The organism is Paraburkholderia terrae (assembly GCF_002902925.1).
GTDB classification, from domain to species: domain Bacteria; phylum Pseudomonadota; class Gammaproteobacteria; order Burkholderiales; family Burkholderiaceae; genus Paraburkholderia; species Paraburkholderia terrae.
The window spans coordinates 1,901,870-1,917,562 of sequence record NZ_CP026113.1; the positions used below are offsets into that span (position 1 = coordinate 1,901,870).

Consider the following 15,693-nt stretch of genomic DNA (forward strand, 5'->3'; position numbering starts at 1 on the left):
CCGGTATGAAACGTCCGTTCAATCTCCGGGCCTGGTGCGACCCGGCATAGCCTGCGTGCGCAGACACTTCATTGGCATCCGGAAACCCGTCGGTGTGGTAAGTAAATGTCCTCAAGGTGAAGGACTAGCGAACCCGAATGGCTTCGAACTCTTTGTCGTGCATGACCTCCGCGACGGAACGGCCGGTGCGCACTGCTGCAACCATGCCATCCTGGCGACGCGCAATGCGCTCGCCAAGGTCGAGAACTGTCGATGCGGGCAGCGGGCACAAAGACAGTGCCGCAACGGTCGGCAATCACGTAGTCATCTTCATGCACGGTCACACCCGCAATCTCGACGGGTCTTCCGGAGTCGACATGAACCACGCGGTGCGTGAAGATTTGCCGGCTTAGAAAGCAGTCTTCCGGGGCCACGTTTCCTTCGATGTCGACAAAGCTGATAACGCGCTCGTGCTCTTCGTGAGCAAGCATTAAGGACGTCAGTCCGCCCGTCGAGTGGCCCACGACGTGGAAGCGTTGCACCTGCATGTGTTCGAGTACGGCACGCGCGGTCTCGACCAGAAACGGGATATCCACGGCTGAGAGGTCGCTGCACACGCTCTCTCCACAACCCGGCGCATCGAAGGCGATGAACGGGCGCCCTGAAAACACCTTCAGACGCGCGATGTCCGCATAGTCTTCTTTGGTAGAGCCAAATCCGTGCAAGAAGAGAATTGGCTCTCTTGTGCCACTTCGGAAAATCGTCGAGATGCTCAAATTTGCGCCTCGAACGCGTAGTTCAAGCGTCTCTCTCTTTGTGTCGACCATGGATGCTCCAGAAGCTGCGAGAGCTGATTCTCGAGTTCTACAATTGCCACCGGACTGGGTTGGCATATGCATCATCGCTCGACACGGCTGATATTTGAATTCCCTAATTCGTATCGATGTGATACGAGCTAGCTATTTGAAAAGCAACATGCCTCGCGGAACGCGTTTTCAATCATCGGCCAGTCGCGGAACACTCGAAGAACTCGATAACGCGGTCGTTCGTCGCGTCCATCGAAGCAATCCTGCAATGCAACAATGCCAATACGTGGATGGGTCTCATATGATCAATGACTTACAACCAGCGTACCAGTTCCAGATCAGGATCACCGTTTCCGAAGAACGGGCTGGCGCGCTACGCGCCGATCCGGCTGCGCAGTCTTACGCGCCGCTGCAGGACGTGTTGAAACGGCATCGCGCGGAATTGAAATGCCAGTTCGACGCATTCGCCGACTACGTCAAGGAAGCTGAAGAGGCCGGGACGGCTGCGTACCCGCTCTATGACTGGACGCGGCAGACCATCGAGAACCCGGAAAAGAAAGCGAAATACCTGCGCTCCTTCACCGTGTACGTGGAGGGCGAGCAGGTTTATGCAAGGGAGACAGCCGACTCGCTCGAGGCGGCGCTCTCATCGCTGGCGCTGGACAGCGCGTCGGGCATCGAGCGCGTCTTCAGATACGACACGAATCCCGCCCATAACCCACAGCCGCCACAATCGGGCGGCAAGGCGCAATAGCCGGTCCGCCGCGTCCATCGTCTGAAGGACGCCAGCGAACCGGCCACCGCGGCCCGCACATCAAACCAGCGCGATTTCGACGTCGATATTGCCGCGCGTTGCCTTCGAATACGGGCACGTCTGGTGTGCCGCATCGACGATTTTCCGCGCGACATCAGCGCTCACGCCCGGCAGGCTCACGTTCAGACGCGCCTGCAAGAAGTAGCCGCCCTCGCCCGTGCCGAGGTCAACTTCAGCGTTGACATTGGTATCAGCGGGCAGCGTCACTTTCAGATCGCGCGCCGCCAGTCCCATTGCGCCGATGAAACACGCCGACCAGCCCGCCGCGAACAGTTGCTCGGGGTTCGTGCCCTTGCCGCTCGATCCCGGCGGCGAAAGCTGGATATCCAGCCGGCCGTCCGAGCTGCGCGCCGCGCCTTCGCGGCCGCCCGTAGTTTGCGTCTTGCCCGTGTACAGGACGTTGTCGATTCTTGCCATGACGTTCTCTCTCCTCTGCTCGCCGATTAGTGATGCTTGAAGGTGGACACGCCGAACTCGCTCGAAATGGTGCGGTGACCCGACTGAACGGTCTGGGTCGCTACGCCGCCCATGTCGTCGTTGACGGCTGCATTGCGGCCTGCGTCGGCGACGATGGCGCTCGGGCCTTGCTGGGAGACGGGCGCGCCTTGCAGCGGGTTGTAATGCGGCGCCGGGCCGTAGCCGCTCGCGAAGGCCGAAGTGGACGCTGCTACGCCAAGGGCAAACCAGACTGCGACTTTGAAGAACTTGTTCATGTTGAACTCCGCTAGGTGGAGGCACCCGCCTGAGGGCGCCATAACTTTAAAAATTCCGTGGATCACGTCTCTCCGACGTCACCCATCTCTTTTAACCGCACGCGATTGCATCGCGTACGACACATTCTAGGCTCAAAATTTTTTCTGTCAAGCGCGATTTAATCGTGTGCGATGTATTTATCGAGAAAAAAGCCGGGAATCCGGCTTGACGACGCGCCTGGCACGGAGCGTCAACGGGCGCGGCAAGCGCCGCCGCGCCCCGTCAGGCGTTGCTCAGTCCTGCTCGCTCACCGCCTTGATCAGGTTGTTGCGCAGCGTGACGATGGACTTTTGCATCTTCGAGAACTCGTCGGGGGCGAGGCCGCAAGCCTCCACCAGATCCATGCCGAACGCCTTTTCACGCAGCTTCCGGCCGGCCTTGGTCAGGCTGACGCGTACCTGGCGCTCGTCTTCCGGATCGCGCTGGCGCTCCAGATAGCCCATCCCTTCAAGCTTCTTGAGAATCGGCGTGAGCGTGTTCGATTCGAGAAACAGTTTTTCACCGAGACTGCTGACGGTCTGATGGTCCTCTTCCCACAGCGCAATCACGGTGATGTATTGCGTGTACGTGAGCCCCAGTTCTTCGAGAATCGGCTTGTAAGCCTTGCCGAATGCCAGGTTTGCCGAGTAAACGGCAAAGCACAGGAAGTCGGCGAGCTTCGGGTTCGTGTCTTCTGCCTTGGCGGTGGTCTTCATTTGCGTCCTCGTTGGCACGAGACGGATGTCTCTACAAGAACGCATTATACATCGTGTGCGATTTAATCGGAAATGCTTGACATGACACAAAGGTTGCGGGCTGGCGCCCGCCCGCTTCAATACACGTCCCGCACGTAGCGCCGGTCCTTGGTCATCGCGCCGACGTATTCTTCCGCGCGCTCCGCGCTCAGCCCGCCGTGTCGCGCGACCACTTCCTTCAAGGCGGCATCGACATCCTTCGCCATGCGGCTCGCGTCGCCGCACACGTAGAAGTGCGCGCCCTCTTCGAGCCACGCCCACAGTTGCGCGCCCTGCTCGCGCATCCGGTCCTGCACATAGACCTTGTCGGCCTGATCGCGCGAGAACGCCAGATCGAGGCGCGTCAGCAGACCGCTTTGCTGCATGCCTTCGAGTTCGTCGCGATAGTAGAAGTCCGTTGCCGCATGCTGTTCGCCGAAGAACAGCCAGTTGCGCCCTGTCGCGCCGCGTGCGCTGCGCTCATGCAGGAAGCCGCGAAACGGCGCGACGCCCGTGCCCGGCCCGACCATGATCATCGGCGTGTCGCCGCTGCGCGGCGGACGGAAATGCGCGGACTTTTGCACGAAAACAGGCACGCTGACGTCGTGCGCGCGATCCGCGAGAAACGTCGACGACACGCCTTTGCGGTTGCGCCTGCCGTTGTTGTAGCGCACGGCGGCCACCGTCAGATGAACCTCGCCCGCATGCGCCTTCGGGCTCGATGCGATCGAATAAAGCCGCGGCTGCAGACGCTTGAGGACACCGAGCAACTCGCTAGCCGACAGATCGGCGGGAAACTCGTGCAGCACGTCGGCAAGCTGCTGGCCCCACAGCCATTGCTTCAGATCGGCTTTGCGCTCGTCGGCGAGCAGTTTTGCCAGCGCATCGTTGCGGCTGCGCGATGCGATCAGTTGCAGCGCTTCCACGCTCGGCCGCGCGATTTCATAGTGCCGTGCCAATGCCTCGGCGATCCGCATGTCGCCGACACCCGTCACATGCACCGACGCATCCGCCTTCACGCCCGACAGATCGATCAGTTCGTCGACGAGTTCAGGGCAGTTTTTCGGCCACACGCCGAGCGCATCGCCCGCTTCGTATTCGAGGTTCGAATCGCCGATTGCCAGCGAGAAGTAGCGCGTGTCCTTCAGACCATTGCGATTGAGGCGCAGATTGTCGACGAGCCGCGACTGGGCGGGACTCGTCTTCGACGGCGTCGCGCCAGGCAGCACGGCGGGAATCACGCCTTGCGCGGGCACTTCGTATAGCAACGCGTCGTCGGCCTTGATCTTCGCGATCACGGCTTCGAGCCACTTGTCGGCGGCCGGCTGAAAATCCGTGTCGCAATCGACGCGCGCATGCAGGCGTTTGGCGCCCAGTTCGGCGAAGCGATCGTCGAGCTTGCGGCCGTGGCCGCAGAACTGGTCGTAGCTGGGGTCGCCGAATCCGAGCACCGCGTATTGCTGATCGACGAGGCGCGGCGCGCTGTCGGCCTGCAATGCGTTCCAGAAGCTCTGGCCATTGTCAGGCGCGTCACCGTCGCCGAACGTGCTCGTCATCAGCAGCACGTACTTGCTCTGCGCGAGCGCGGCGACGGGCATGTCCGCCATGCACGACATGCGGATTTCGAAGCCGGATTCCATCAGTTGCGTTGCGTATTGCTCGGTCAGCGATTCGATGTTGCCCGTCTGCGATGCCCACAACAGCGCGACCTTGGGCCGTGCGTGCGCGATGCGCACGGCAGGCCCGCCGACCGCTGCGGGTTGCGTAACGGACGTCAGCGCCATGCCGGATTCCGGCGCACGGCTGAAAAGACCCGCGAGCATGCCGTCGAACCAGAGCCGCGCATTCGCCGACAGCGGCGCATTTGCAGGCAACGCGGGCACGCCCCGTGCCTCGCCCTGCGACGAACGCAAGCCGCTGATAAAACCCGCCATGTAGAGCCGCGCCGTGTCGTCCAGCGTCGGCGCGGGCGTGTCGGTGATGCCGAGCATGGCGGCGAGAGCGTCGATACGGGACATATCCAGTTCCTGTGGCTGACTGCTCATCGCGATGGGCATTTCTTTCGCGACGGCGGGTGCTGCTTCAGTATCGTGTGGCAGGGCTTCGACGACATCGGCTTCGACGCGCGCCAGCGCTACCGCGCAGAATTTCAGCTCGGGCTGCTGTGAGATCGCATCGATCGCGTCGCTCGTTACCGCGTTGATGCACAGGTCGTCGCCGTACACATCGTTCCAGTGCATCGGAGCGAAGCAGTTGCCGGGACGCACGCGCTCGGTGACCACGGCGGGCAGTACAGCGCGTCCCCGGCTCGAGCGCACTTCGACGCGGTCCTTGTCGCGCACGCCAAGCGACGCGGCATCTTCCGGATGCAGTTCGACGAAGGGCGCAGGGTTCAGCCGGTTGAGCATCGGCACCTTGCCCGTCTTCGTCATCGTGTGCCATTGATGTTGCAGGCGGCCCGTGTTCAGCACGATGGGAAATTCCACTCCAGGCATCTCGGCGGGATCGACATGTGGGCGCGCGAAGAACATCGCCTTGCCGCTCGCGGTCGGAAACACGAGCGCGGGGCGCGTGCCGTCGGGCAGCACTTTCAGCGTCTGGCTCACGCCGTCGTTGAGATAGCGCAGTGGGTTGCGGTCGGATGCGGCATCGGGCGCGCACGGCCATTGCAGCGACGTCTCGCGCAGGCGCGCATGGCTCGCGCCGCGCAGGTCGTAGCCCGTTTTCGGATTCGACACGCGCGCGATTTCATCGAACACCTCGGCCGCCGACGCATACGTGAACGCATCCGCGAAGCCCATCTCGCACGCGACGCGCGCAATGATCTGCCAGTCGGCGAGTGCGGAGCCGGGCGGATCGATGGCCTTCTGCATCAGCGTCAGGTTGCGCTCGGAATTGATCATCACGCCTTCCGCCTCGGCCCACAGCGCGCCGGGCAGCAAGACGTCGGCGTAGCGGTTGGTCTCCGTGTCGAGGAACGCGTCCTGCGCGATCACCAATTCAGCGGCCTGCAATCCGGCAATCACGTTCTGCCGGTTCGCGACGCTCGCCACCGGATTCGTGCAGATGATCCAGCACGCCTTGATGTCGCCTGCCGCCATGCGCGAGAACATGTCGACGGTGCCGTTGCCGAGCTTGGTCTTGAGCGTGCCACGCGGCACTTGCCACAGGTCTTCGATGAACGCGCGGTCTTCTTCGACCAGCACCGAGCGCTGGCCCGGCAGGCCCGGACCCATGTAACCCATCTCACGCCCGCCCATCGCATTTGGCTGACCCGTCAGCGAGAACGGGCCGCTGCCGGGGCGGCAGATCTTGCCCGTCGCCAGATGCAGATTGCAGATCGCGTTCGTGTTCCAGGTGCCGTGCGTGCTCTGGTTCAGGCCCATCGTCCAGCAGCTGATCCACTCGGGCGCGTCACCGATCCATTGCGCGGCCTGGCGGATGTCGGCTTCGGGAATGCCTGTGAGCGCAGCGACTTTCTCCGGCGTGTAGTCGTCGAGGAACGCGGGCATCGTGTCCCAGCCTTCCGTGAACTCGCCGATGAATCGCGCGTCGGTGCGCCCATTTTTATGCAGCAGATGCAGCAGGCCATTGAGCAGCGCGAGATCGGTGCTCGGCTTGATCTGCATGAACAGATTCGCCTTGTCCGCCGTGGTGTTACGGCGCGGATCGACGACGATCAGCTTCGCGCCCGCCTTCACGCGATCCATCATGCGCAGAAAGAGGATCGGGTGGCAGTCGGCCATGTTCGCGCCGATCACGAAGAACAGATTGGCCTTGTCGAAATCCTGATACGAGCCGGGCGGGCCGTCCGCGCCCAGCGACAGCTTGTAGCCGCTACCCGCGCTTGCCATGCACAGCCGCGAGTTCGACTCGATGTTGTTGGTGCCGATGAAGCCCTTCGCGAGCTTGTTCACCAGGTACTGCGCCTCGATCGACATCTGCCCCGACACATAGAACGACAGCGCATCGGGACCGTGCTCATCGAGAATCGCGCGCAGACGGCGGGCGGTGTCGGGAATCGCGAGATCGGCGGGAACGGGGATCGGATCGGCGTCACGCGTGCGCCGCTCGAACGCGCTTTCGAGGCGGCCCGACTTGCGCAGCGCGACGTGCGCCGACTGACCTTTCGTGCAGAGACGCCCGTAGTTGGTCGGGTGATCCTTGTCGCCGGAAATCTTGACGACCTGCCCTTCCTCGACGTGCAGCACCATGCCGCAACCGACGCCGCAGTAAGGGCAAACCGTCTTGATGTTCTCGCACGCCATCGTCAGAGCCCGTTCAGTAGATTACGCCGACACCCACACGTGTCCGTCTTCGACGCGCGCCGCGAACGCGCTGACCGACTTGTCGGGCGCTTCGAGGCATTCGCCCGTGCGCAGATCGAAGTGATGCTTGTAGATCGGCGACGCGACCACGATGCGATCGCCGAGGCTGCCGATCAGTCCGCGCGACAGCACGGCCGCCTGCGATGCCGGGTCGAAGTTGTCGATGGCGTACACGCCGCCGCGCTCGCCTTCGACGCGGAACACGGCGACCTGCTCGCCATTGACGAGCGCGCAGACGCCCGTGTTCGGCACGATGTCGTCGAGCGTGCAGATGGACGTCCAGGTGGTCGGCAAACGGTCGTTGTTCATGTCGATCTCCGTTCTATCGTTGAGTGAATGGCGTGGGTGCTGCTGGTCAAACCGTTTCCGCGGTTTCTGTCGATTGCGTCGACTGCTCGACGACGACAGGAATGCGCACGGGCCGCTGGCGCTCTTCGGGCATGGCGGGCCGGATCTGGCCGCGCGTCGGGACGAAGCTGACGTTGTCGTCGGCGCTGTCGCTGTTGACGAAGTGACGGAAGCGCTTGCGCGTTTCGGGGTCCGTGACCGCCTTCTTCCACTCGCATTCGTACGTGTCGACCACGTGCTGCATTTCCTCTTCGAGTTCCGCCGCGATGCCGAGCTTGTCGTTGATGACAACATCGCGCAGATAATCCAGTCCGCCTTCGAGGTTCTCGCGCCACACGCTGGTGCGTTGCAGCCGGTCCGCCGTGCGCACGTAAAACATCAGGAAGCGGTCGATATAGCGGACCAGCGTTTCGCGGTCCAGATCCGAAGCGATCAGTTCGGCATGGCGCGGCTTCATCCCGCCGTTGCCGCACACGTAGAGATTCCAGCCCTTTTCCGTCGCGATGATGCCGACGTCCTTGCTTTGCGCCTCCGCGCACTCGCGCGTGCAGCCCGACACCGCGAACTTGATCTTGTGCGGCGAGCGCAGACCCTTGTAGCGGTTCTCGATATCGATCGCGAGGCCAACGGAGTCGTCCACGCCATAACGGCACCATGTCGAGCCCACGCACGATTTCACCGTGCGCAGCGACTTGCCGTACGCATGACCCGATTCGAAACCGGCGGCGATCAGCTCTTCCCAGATCAACGGCAACTGCTCGACGCGCGCGCCGAACAGATCGACGCGCTGTCCGCCCGTGACCTTCGTATAAAGACCGTATTTCTTCGCCACCTGGCCGACAGCGATCAAACCGTCCGGCGTCACTTCGCCGCCCGGCATGCGCGGCACAACGGAATACGTGCCGTCGCGCTGGATGTTCGCGAGGTAGTAGTCGTTCGTGTCCTGCAGGCTGGCGTGCTCTTTCTTCAGCACGAACTCGTTCCAGCACGACGCGAGAATGCCGGCGACGGCGGGCTTGCAGATATCGCAGCCAAGGCCGTGGCCATGCTTGTCTAGCAGTGCGGTGAAAGTCTCGATGCGCTCGACGCGAACGATGTGATACAGCTCCTGGCGCGAAAACGGAAAGTGCTCGCACAGATGATTGTTGACGGCGAGACCTTGCTTCTTCATCTCGGCCTTCATGACTTGCGTGACGAGCGGCACGCAGCCGCCGCATGCCGTGCCCGCCTTCGTCGCGCTCTTGACGTCGCCGATGGTCGTCGCGCCCGCGCAAACGGCCGCGCAGATCGCGCCCTTCGAGATGTTGTTGCACGAACAGATCTGCGCGCTCTCGGGCAACGCATCGACGCCGAGTGCGGGCTTCGCGTTGCCGTCCGCTTGCGGCAGGATCAGGAATTCCGGCGACTCCGGCAACTGAATGCGGTTCAGCATCATCTGCAGCAGCGTGCCGTATTCGCTCGCGTCACCGACCATCACGCCGCCGAGCAGAAACTTGCCGCAGTCGGACACGACGAGCTTCTTGTAGACCTGCTTGCGCTCATCGCTGAACTGGTACGTGCGGCTGCCCGCCGTCGCCGCGTGCGCGTCGCCAAGGCTTGCCACATCGACGCCCATCAGCTTGAGCTTCGTGCTCATGTCGGCGCCTGCAAACGCGGCCTCCTGTTCGCCGAGCAACTGCTTTGCCGTCACGCGTGCCATCTCATAGCCCGGCGCAACGAGGCCAAAAATCTGGCCGTTCCACAGTGCGCATTCGCCGATCGCATAGATGTCGGCATCGCTCGTGCGACAGTGGTTGTCGATCACGATGCCGCCGCGCGGGCCGACCGCGAGGCCGCTGACGCGCGCGATCTCGTCGCGCGGACGGATGCCGGCGGAGAACACGATCATGTCGGTGTCGAGGTGGCTGCCGTCGGCGAACTGCATGCGGTGCGTGCCGTCTTCGCCGTCGACGATTTCCAGCGTGTTCTTCTGCGTATGCACGGTCACGCCGAGTTCTTCGATCTTGCCACGCAACACTTTGCCGCCGCCGTCGTCGACCTGAACCGCCATCAAACGCGGTGCGAATTCGACGACATGGGTTTCGAGGCCCAGGTCGCGCAATGCTTTCGCGCATTCCAGACCGAGCAGACCGCCGCCGATCACGACACCCGTCTTCGAGCGCGCGCCGCATTCCTGCATCGCTTCGAGGTCTTCGATCGTGCGATAGACGAAGCAGTCCTTGCGGTCCTTACCCGGCACGGGCGGCACGAACGCATACGAGCCGCTGGCGATCACGAGCTTGTCGTACGAAAGCGTTTCGCCCGTCGAGGTCGTCACCGTGTGCGCGTCACGATCGATCGATACGGCCTTCGCATTCAGGCGCAGCACCATGTCGTCGCGATCGAAGAAGCCGGGCGCGACCAGCGACAGGTCGTCGGCGGACTTGCCCGAGAAAAACTCCGACAGATGCACGCGATCGTAGGCGGGACGCGGCTCTTCGCACAGCACGGTAATGTCGAGGCGCGTCGTGGCTTGTTCCGCGAGGCATTCGAGCAGTTTGTGGCCGACCATGCCGTGGCCGATAACGATGACTTTCATGTCGCCGATCCTGTCAGAGAGGGGATTCATTGATTTAATTCGTTGCGCCGAGTGCGGCATCGCGTGTGGTGTGTTCGGCGGAGAAGCGCACGGCGATCGCGCAGATCGCGGACGCGCTGACGAAGCCGCCGAGCGTCAACAGCGTTTGATGCAGGTCGCCCATGCCCTTAGCCAGAAAGCCCGCTGCCACTGCGCCGACATTGCCGCCCGCGCCGACGATTCCTGCCACGCCGCCGAGCGCCTTGCGATCGATGAACGGCACGAGCGCGTAGGTCGCGCCGCACGCCATGTGCGTGAAGAGACCGAACAGCAACATCGCGATTACGGCGAGCGCCGCGTGGTTTGCCTGCGAGAACAGCAGCAGGCCGACGCCTTCGCCGGCGATCAGCGCGAACAGCAGCATCGAGCGCGCGGACAGTCCACGGCGCTTCGCGCCCCAGTCCGACAACAGGCCGCCGAGCGGACGCGCGAAGATGGCGAGCAGGCCGAAGCTGCCAGCCGCGAGACCGGCGTCGCGCAGCGACAGCTGGAAGTGATCGACGTAGTAGATAGCCGCAACGTTGTGGATGAACACCTCGACGCCGAAGCACGCGGCGTAGGTGACGAACAGCATCCACACGCGATAGTTGCGCGAGGCCGTGAGCAGGCTCGCCCAGCCGCCTTTCTTGCCGCTATCGATGACGATGCCGCGTGCGCGCAGTTCCGTGAAATTGCCTTGCGGGCAGTCCTGCGTGAAGCGCCAGTAGAGCGCTGCCATGATGGGCATCGCGATGCCCGGCAGCACGAGCGTCAGACGCCAGGCGTCGGAGTTGCTCGCGCCCAGCGCGACGGCGCCGGCGAGCAGCAGCGGCACGAGCATTTGCGCGGCGCCTGCACCTGCGTTGCCCCAGCCGGCGCTCGTCGCGTTCGCCGTGCCGACCACGTTGGGCGCGAACATCACCGACGTGTGATATTGCGTGATCACGAAACTCGCGCCGACTGCGCCGATGCCCAGCCGGCACAGCAGGAACGTTGTGTAGCTGTGCGCGAGCGCCGCGCCGAGCACGGGCAGCGCGCCGACCATCATCAACGCGACGTAGACCTTGCGCGGGCCGAAGCGGTCACACATCGGACCGACGATCAGACGCACGAGAATCGTGATCGCGACGGCGGCGATGTTGATGTTCGCGACCTGATCCGCCGTGAGGTGGAACTCCTGCTTGATGAGCGGCATCAGCGGCGCGCAGGCGAACCAGGCGAAGAAGCAGACGAAGAACGCCATCCACGCGAAGTGGAAGGCGCGCATGGCGGGCGTGCGCCAGTTCAGCAGATCGATCGATGTGGCTTTGTCGGTCATGTTCCAGGCCTGTAAACGACTACGGCGTCCCGCGAATCGGGTGCGAGACCAGATTCAGGGGACGCCGTTGTCCAAAATTCGTCGGTACTTGGGGGATGCTGCTTTGCGGCTCGTCGTTGAGCCGCGATGTGGGGTTTATTGCAAGGTGTGTGCCATGCGGGCTATTGGTGGCGCGGAGGCTTTGCTGGATTGGGTTTGCGGGTGGTTTACGGGTTTTATCGCGAGCTTGTCCGCTGATTCATGGTGAGGCTCGCCGGCACTTTGCTGGTGCAGCGCAGCACTGTGGGCGTGCGTGGGTATAGCGCGGATGTGGTGCGGATTTCGTCGGTTGCGGGACAGGGAGCGTAGGGTTGCTTACGCTCAGCAGGTGAGTGCAATTCAGGTAGAAAGCCGATGCATCGTGCGCTTGCCATGTCGCGACGCGCTTTATGATTTATCACGCGCAGCGGGTTGGACGGAGCGGACTAGAAGGTCGCTATTTGTTGCAAGTTCCCAACCCCAAGTCTTGATATCGCTAGTCATTGAGACGGCTGCCTGGCCGAATTCAAGGACCGACATCTTGATCTGGGAGCGTCGGCTGCTCCAGCTTCACCGTTACCAGTGACTTTAACGCTGGATGATAAATCGCGAGAACGTTGAGCGCTGTGACCCCTAACCGACGGGCTACCTCTTCGCCCAACTCGTCTCCGATGGCGGATAGTGGCCAGTCTGCAACGACTGTCGACTCTTTAAACGACTGAATGTCGGAATCCTTGACGACGAAGACTGATAGTTTTTTTTCCGCATCGTCATAAGACACAACGAAAGAACTTTTAGGGAGTGGATGTTGCATCAATGCCCTCGACACTGGTTATAGATCACGAATGCGTTCGCCTTGCAAGATATATAGGTGTATGGATCACCCGTCATTGCCGCATAAAGTTTGCACTGCTCCAGACGCGCTTCGTATTCGGCAAAACATTCCGCCTCCTGTACTTCGCTTACACCACGCCCGGCCATCGTCAATACGTTATCACTCTCAGGCAAAACATCGAGTTTGAAGGACTGCGCTTCGCTGAATCGAGTCGAACCGTCCGAGCCTTCTTCGTCAACGGCGAAATGGTCTGCCGCGTTGTTGGCAAGTACTGGCATGCCCTCGGCGTCACTATTCTTCGAGCAAATGCCGGCTGTGAGCGCCGCCATCTCCGCCCACGCCGCCTTCAGCTGCGCTTCCCGCGTAGCAGGATCGTATGGGCCTCTCAACACTGGCTCGCCGTTCAACACCAGCGGTCCCGGACCGGCGTTCTCGAAAGCCGCCCATTTTCCCTGGCCGAATCCACCACCGTTGCTGAATCCACTACCACTCGATGGCCATCGCTCCGGCGCATAATCCGGACGCGTCACTCTCGGCAGAGCACGCCATTCCCGATTGATAACGGGCACGAGTCGTCCCGAGACAACTGCTTCCCGCAGCGCTCTCTCGATACCATTGTTATCGATCGGCAGGTTCCAATGCGCGACATTCAGCAGATCGCGCAGAAACGAACGTACGACATCAAGTTCACGGTTACCCGTCGCCGTCCGCAGGTCCGAGCGCGGCCGAAAGTAAAGATCGAAGTCACGCTTATCCCGTTCGCGCTGTTTGCGTGCCTCTTCTTCCGCTTCGCCTCCGGCGTCGATCCGGAATGAGGACGACCCATCGTGCATCCAGCTATCCCGTCCGCCTAATGACGGCGACGTTCGCAGTTCCCGCAAGAGCCGCCGATACTGCCACGCCGCATGCAGCGTACATTGCCACCCATTCTCTAGCGGTACATCGAGCGTATTCCATTGCATAGATATCCGAATCAATCTCTGCAAAAAGAGACGGTATACCTAGCATGAATCCCAAGTCGCTCTGTAAAACAACGTAAAGGCGCAACGGGGGCACCGCCGCTTACTACCCCTCCCGCGCCTCCCTCAACTCCGCCGCAATGAAATCGACAAACGTCCGAATCCGCGCCGACATCTGATGCCGTTGCGAATACACGGCAAAGATATCGGCACCCGGCGTCTCATACCCAGGCAGCACCTGCACGAGCCTGCCATCCGCCAGATACTCGTTGATATCCCACTCGGCGCGCATCAAGACACCGTGCCCTTCCAAAGCCCACTTCACCGCGATCTCGCCGTCATTCGTCGTCAGATTGCCGTTGATCCGCACCGACTCCGTCTTGCGGGCAGCGCCACGCCCTGTCGCGAGCCGCCACACGCCGTACGCTTCGTCGCCCTGCCGTATGCCGATGCAGTTGTGCCTCACCAGTTCATGCGGCGTGACCGGCATCCCATACTCGGCGATGTACGACGGTGCCGCGCATAACAACCTGCGATTCGGCGCAAGCCGTCGCGCGACGACGCGCGTATCGGGCGGTTCGCCGAAGCGGATGCAGACGTCGAACGCGTCATCCGTAAGCGGCGGCGGCGTGACGGACAACTGCAACTGCACGGCAACCTGCGGATAACGGTTCACGAAACGTGAGATAGCCGGCGCGACATGACTGCGCCCGAACCCGAGCGTCGCATTCACCCGCAGCAAACCCTTCGGGCTCTTCTTCGCGCTACCCAGCAACTCCGACAGCGCGTCGATCTCATCGAGTATCCGCCGCGCGTGCTCCAGGTAGACCTCGCCTTCGGGCGTCAGCATCATCCGGCGCGTCGTCCGGTTGATGAGCGGCACGCCCGCGCGCTGCTCCATCTGCATCAGACGCTTGCTCACGGCGGCGGGCGTCAGCCCCAGTTCGCGCGCCGCCGCGCTCAGGCTGCCTGACGCGGCGAGCGTCGAGAAGAAGCTCAGATCAGTCGGTTGAACGGTCCCAGTCACGGCTCGATTTGTGAATTCAAGTTAAAGATGCTTTGAGTTTAGCACCGGTTACAACGCTTCCAGTTAGGTACAGTCAGTTCCATTCCAAATCAATTGAAGGAGCGAGACATGAACACCTATCGCATTGCGACGATCCCCGGCGACGGCATCGGCAAGGAAGTCGTGCCGGCGAGCAAGGAAGTGCTGGAAGCGCTGGCGCGCACCAGCAACAGCTTCAAATTCGAGTTCGAGAACTTCGACTGGGGTGCCGACTACTACCGCGAGCACGGCGTGATGATGCCCACCGACGGCCTCGACGCAATCCGCAACAAGGACGCGATCCTGTTCGGCTCGGCAGGCGACCCTGACGTGCCCGATCACGTGACGCTGTGGGGCCTGCGCCTGAAAATCTGCCAGGGCTTCGATCAATACGCGAACGTGCGTCCGACGCGCATTCTCCCCGGCATCGACGCACCGCTGAAGCGCTGCACGCCCGAAGACCTGAACTGGGTGATCGTCCGCGAAAACTCCGAGGGCGAATATTCAGGTGTGGGTGGCCGCGTGCATCAGGGCCATCCGATCGAAGCCGCCACCGACGTCTCCATCATGACGCGCGCCGGCGTCGAACGGATCATGCGCTTCGCGTTCCGTCTCGCGCAGTCGCGCCCCCGCAAGCTGCTCACCGTCATCACGAAGAGCAACGCGCAACGCCACGCGATGGTGATGTGGGATGAAATCGCGTTGCAGATTTCGAAGGAGTTCCCGGACGTCAAATGGGACAAGGAACTCGTCGATGCGTCGACGGCCCGCATGATCAACCGCCCGGCATCGCTCGACACCATCGTCGCCACCAACCTGCACGCCGACATCCTGAGCGACCTCGCCGCCGCGCTGGCGGGCAGCCTCGGCATTGCGCCGACGGGCAACATCGACCCGGAGCGCCGTTATCCGTCGATGTTCGAACCAATCCACGGCTCGGCGTTCGACATCATGGGCAAGGGCCTCGCGAATCCGATCGGCACGTTCTGGTCGGTCGTGATGCTGCTCGAGCATCTCGGCGAATTCGAAGCCGCGAAGCGCGTGATGAGCGCGGTCGAAACCGTCACCGCGGACCCGTCGCTGCATACGGGCGATCTTGGCGGCAAGGCGACGACGGCGCAAGTGACGGCAGCCGTGTGCGCGCTCGTCGAAAAGGTGCCCGTCGCCGCATAACGCGCATG

General features: G+C 62.3%; 13 protein-coding genes. 2 read left to right on the forward strand and 11 right to left on the reverse strand.

Features of this window, described 5'->3' with window-relative positions; all coding sequences use genetic code 11:
• Positions 1–68: 68 nt before the first annotated feature.
• Complete coding sequence (locus C2L65_RS46810) at positions 69–806, reverse strand: alpha/beta fold hydrolase (protein ID WP_103254646.1); 738 nt, start codon at positions 804–806, stop codon at positions 69–71.
• Between the two features lie 280 nt (positions 807–1,086).
• On the opposite strand from C2L65_RS46810, the gene C2L65_RS38240 reads away from it, so the two are divergent.
• Complete coding sequence (locus tag C2L65_RS38240; RefSeq protein ID WP_042305535.1) at positions 1,087–1,539, forward strand: hypothetical protein; 453 nt, start codon at positions 1,087–1,089, stop codon at positions 1,537–1,539.
• Positions 1,540–1,599: 60 nt separating this feature from the next.
• Here the strand turns inward: C2L65_RS38240 and C2L65_RS38245 are convergent, their stop codons facing one another.
• From C2L65_RS38245 to C2L65_RS38290, 10 genes are all read right to left on the reverse strand, one after another.
• On the reverse strand, positions 1,600–2,016 hold the full coding sequence (locus tag C2L65_RS38245) for an organic hydroperoxide resistance protein (protein WP_042305534.1): 417 nt from the start codon (positions 2,014–2,016) through the stop codon (positions 1,600–1,602).
• A gap of 26 nt (positions 2,017–2,042) precedes the next feature.
• Positions 2,043–2,312 carry a hypothetical protein gene (locus C2L65_RS38250; protein ID WP_042305533.1) on the reverse strand — a complete coding sequence of 90 codons (270 nt, stop codon included), beginning with the start codon at positions 2,310–2,312 and terminating at the stop codon, positions 2,043–2,045.
• A gap of 273 nt (positions 2,313–2,585) precedes the next feature.
• Entirely contained in the window at positions 2,586–3,047 is a 462-nt protein-coding gene (locus C2L65_RS38255) for a MarR family winged helix-turn-helix transcriptional regulator (protein WP_042305532.1), read from the reverse strand.
• Positions 3,048–3,163: 116 nt separating this feature from the next.
• Complete coding sequence (locus C2L65_RS38260; protein ID WP_103254647.1) at positions 3,164–7,333, reverse strand: sulfite reductase subunit alpha; 4,170 nt, start codon at positions 7,331–7,333, stop codon at positions 3,164–3,166.
• A gap of 21 nt (positions 7,334–7,354) precedes the next feature.
• Entirely contained in the window at positions 7,355–7,702 is a 348-nt protein-coding gene (gene nirD, locus C2L65_RS38265; protein WP_007588800.1) for a nitrite reductase small subunit NirD, read from the reverse strand.
• Between the two features lie 46 nt (positions 7,703–7,748).
• Entirely contained in the window at positions 7,749–10,319 is a 2,571-nt protein-coding gene (gene nirB, locus C2L65_RS38270) for a nitrite reductase large subunit NirB (protein WP_042305528.1), read from the reverse strand.
• Between the two features lie 34 nt (positions 10,320–10,353).
• The gene (locus C2L65_RS38275) at positions 10,354–11,655 is read right to left on the reverse strand and encodes an MFS transporter (RefSeq protein ID WP_042305527.1); all 1,302 of its coding nucleotides are present in this window, start codon (positions 11,653–11,655) and stop codon (positions 10,354–10,356) included.
• Positions 11,656–12,199: 544 nt separating this feature from the next.
• Positions 12,200–12,487, reverse strand: a complete 288-nt coding sequence (locus tag C2L65_RS38280) for a hypothetical protein (RefSeq protein WP_042305526.1) — start codon at positions 12,485–12,487, stop codon at positions 12,200–12,202.
• Entirely contained in the window at positions 12,487–13,341 is an 855-nt protein-coding gene (locus C2L65_RS38285) for an IS66 family transposase (protein ID WP_233446640.1), read from the reverse strand. The genes C2L65_RS38280 and C2L65_RS38285 overlap by 1 nt, the downstream gene beginning before the upstream one ends.
• A 232-nt stretch (positions 13,342–13,573) precedes the next feature.
• Entirely contained in the window at positions 13,574–14,494 is a 921-nt protein-coding gene (locus C2L65_RS38290; RefSeq protein ID WP_042305524.1) for a LysR substrate-binding domain-containing protein, read from the reverse strand.
• 108 nt (positions 14,495–14,602) lie between these two features.
• Here C2L65_RS38290 and C2L65_RS38295 point away from each other — a divergent pair, with 108 nt between their 5' ends.
• A complete protein-coding gene (locus C2L65_RS38295) occupies positions 14,603–15,685 on the forward strand; it encodes a tartrate dehydrogenase (protein ID WP_042305523.1) in 1,083 nt (360 codons plus the stop codon).
• Positions 15,686–15,693: the final 8 nt, after the last annotated feature.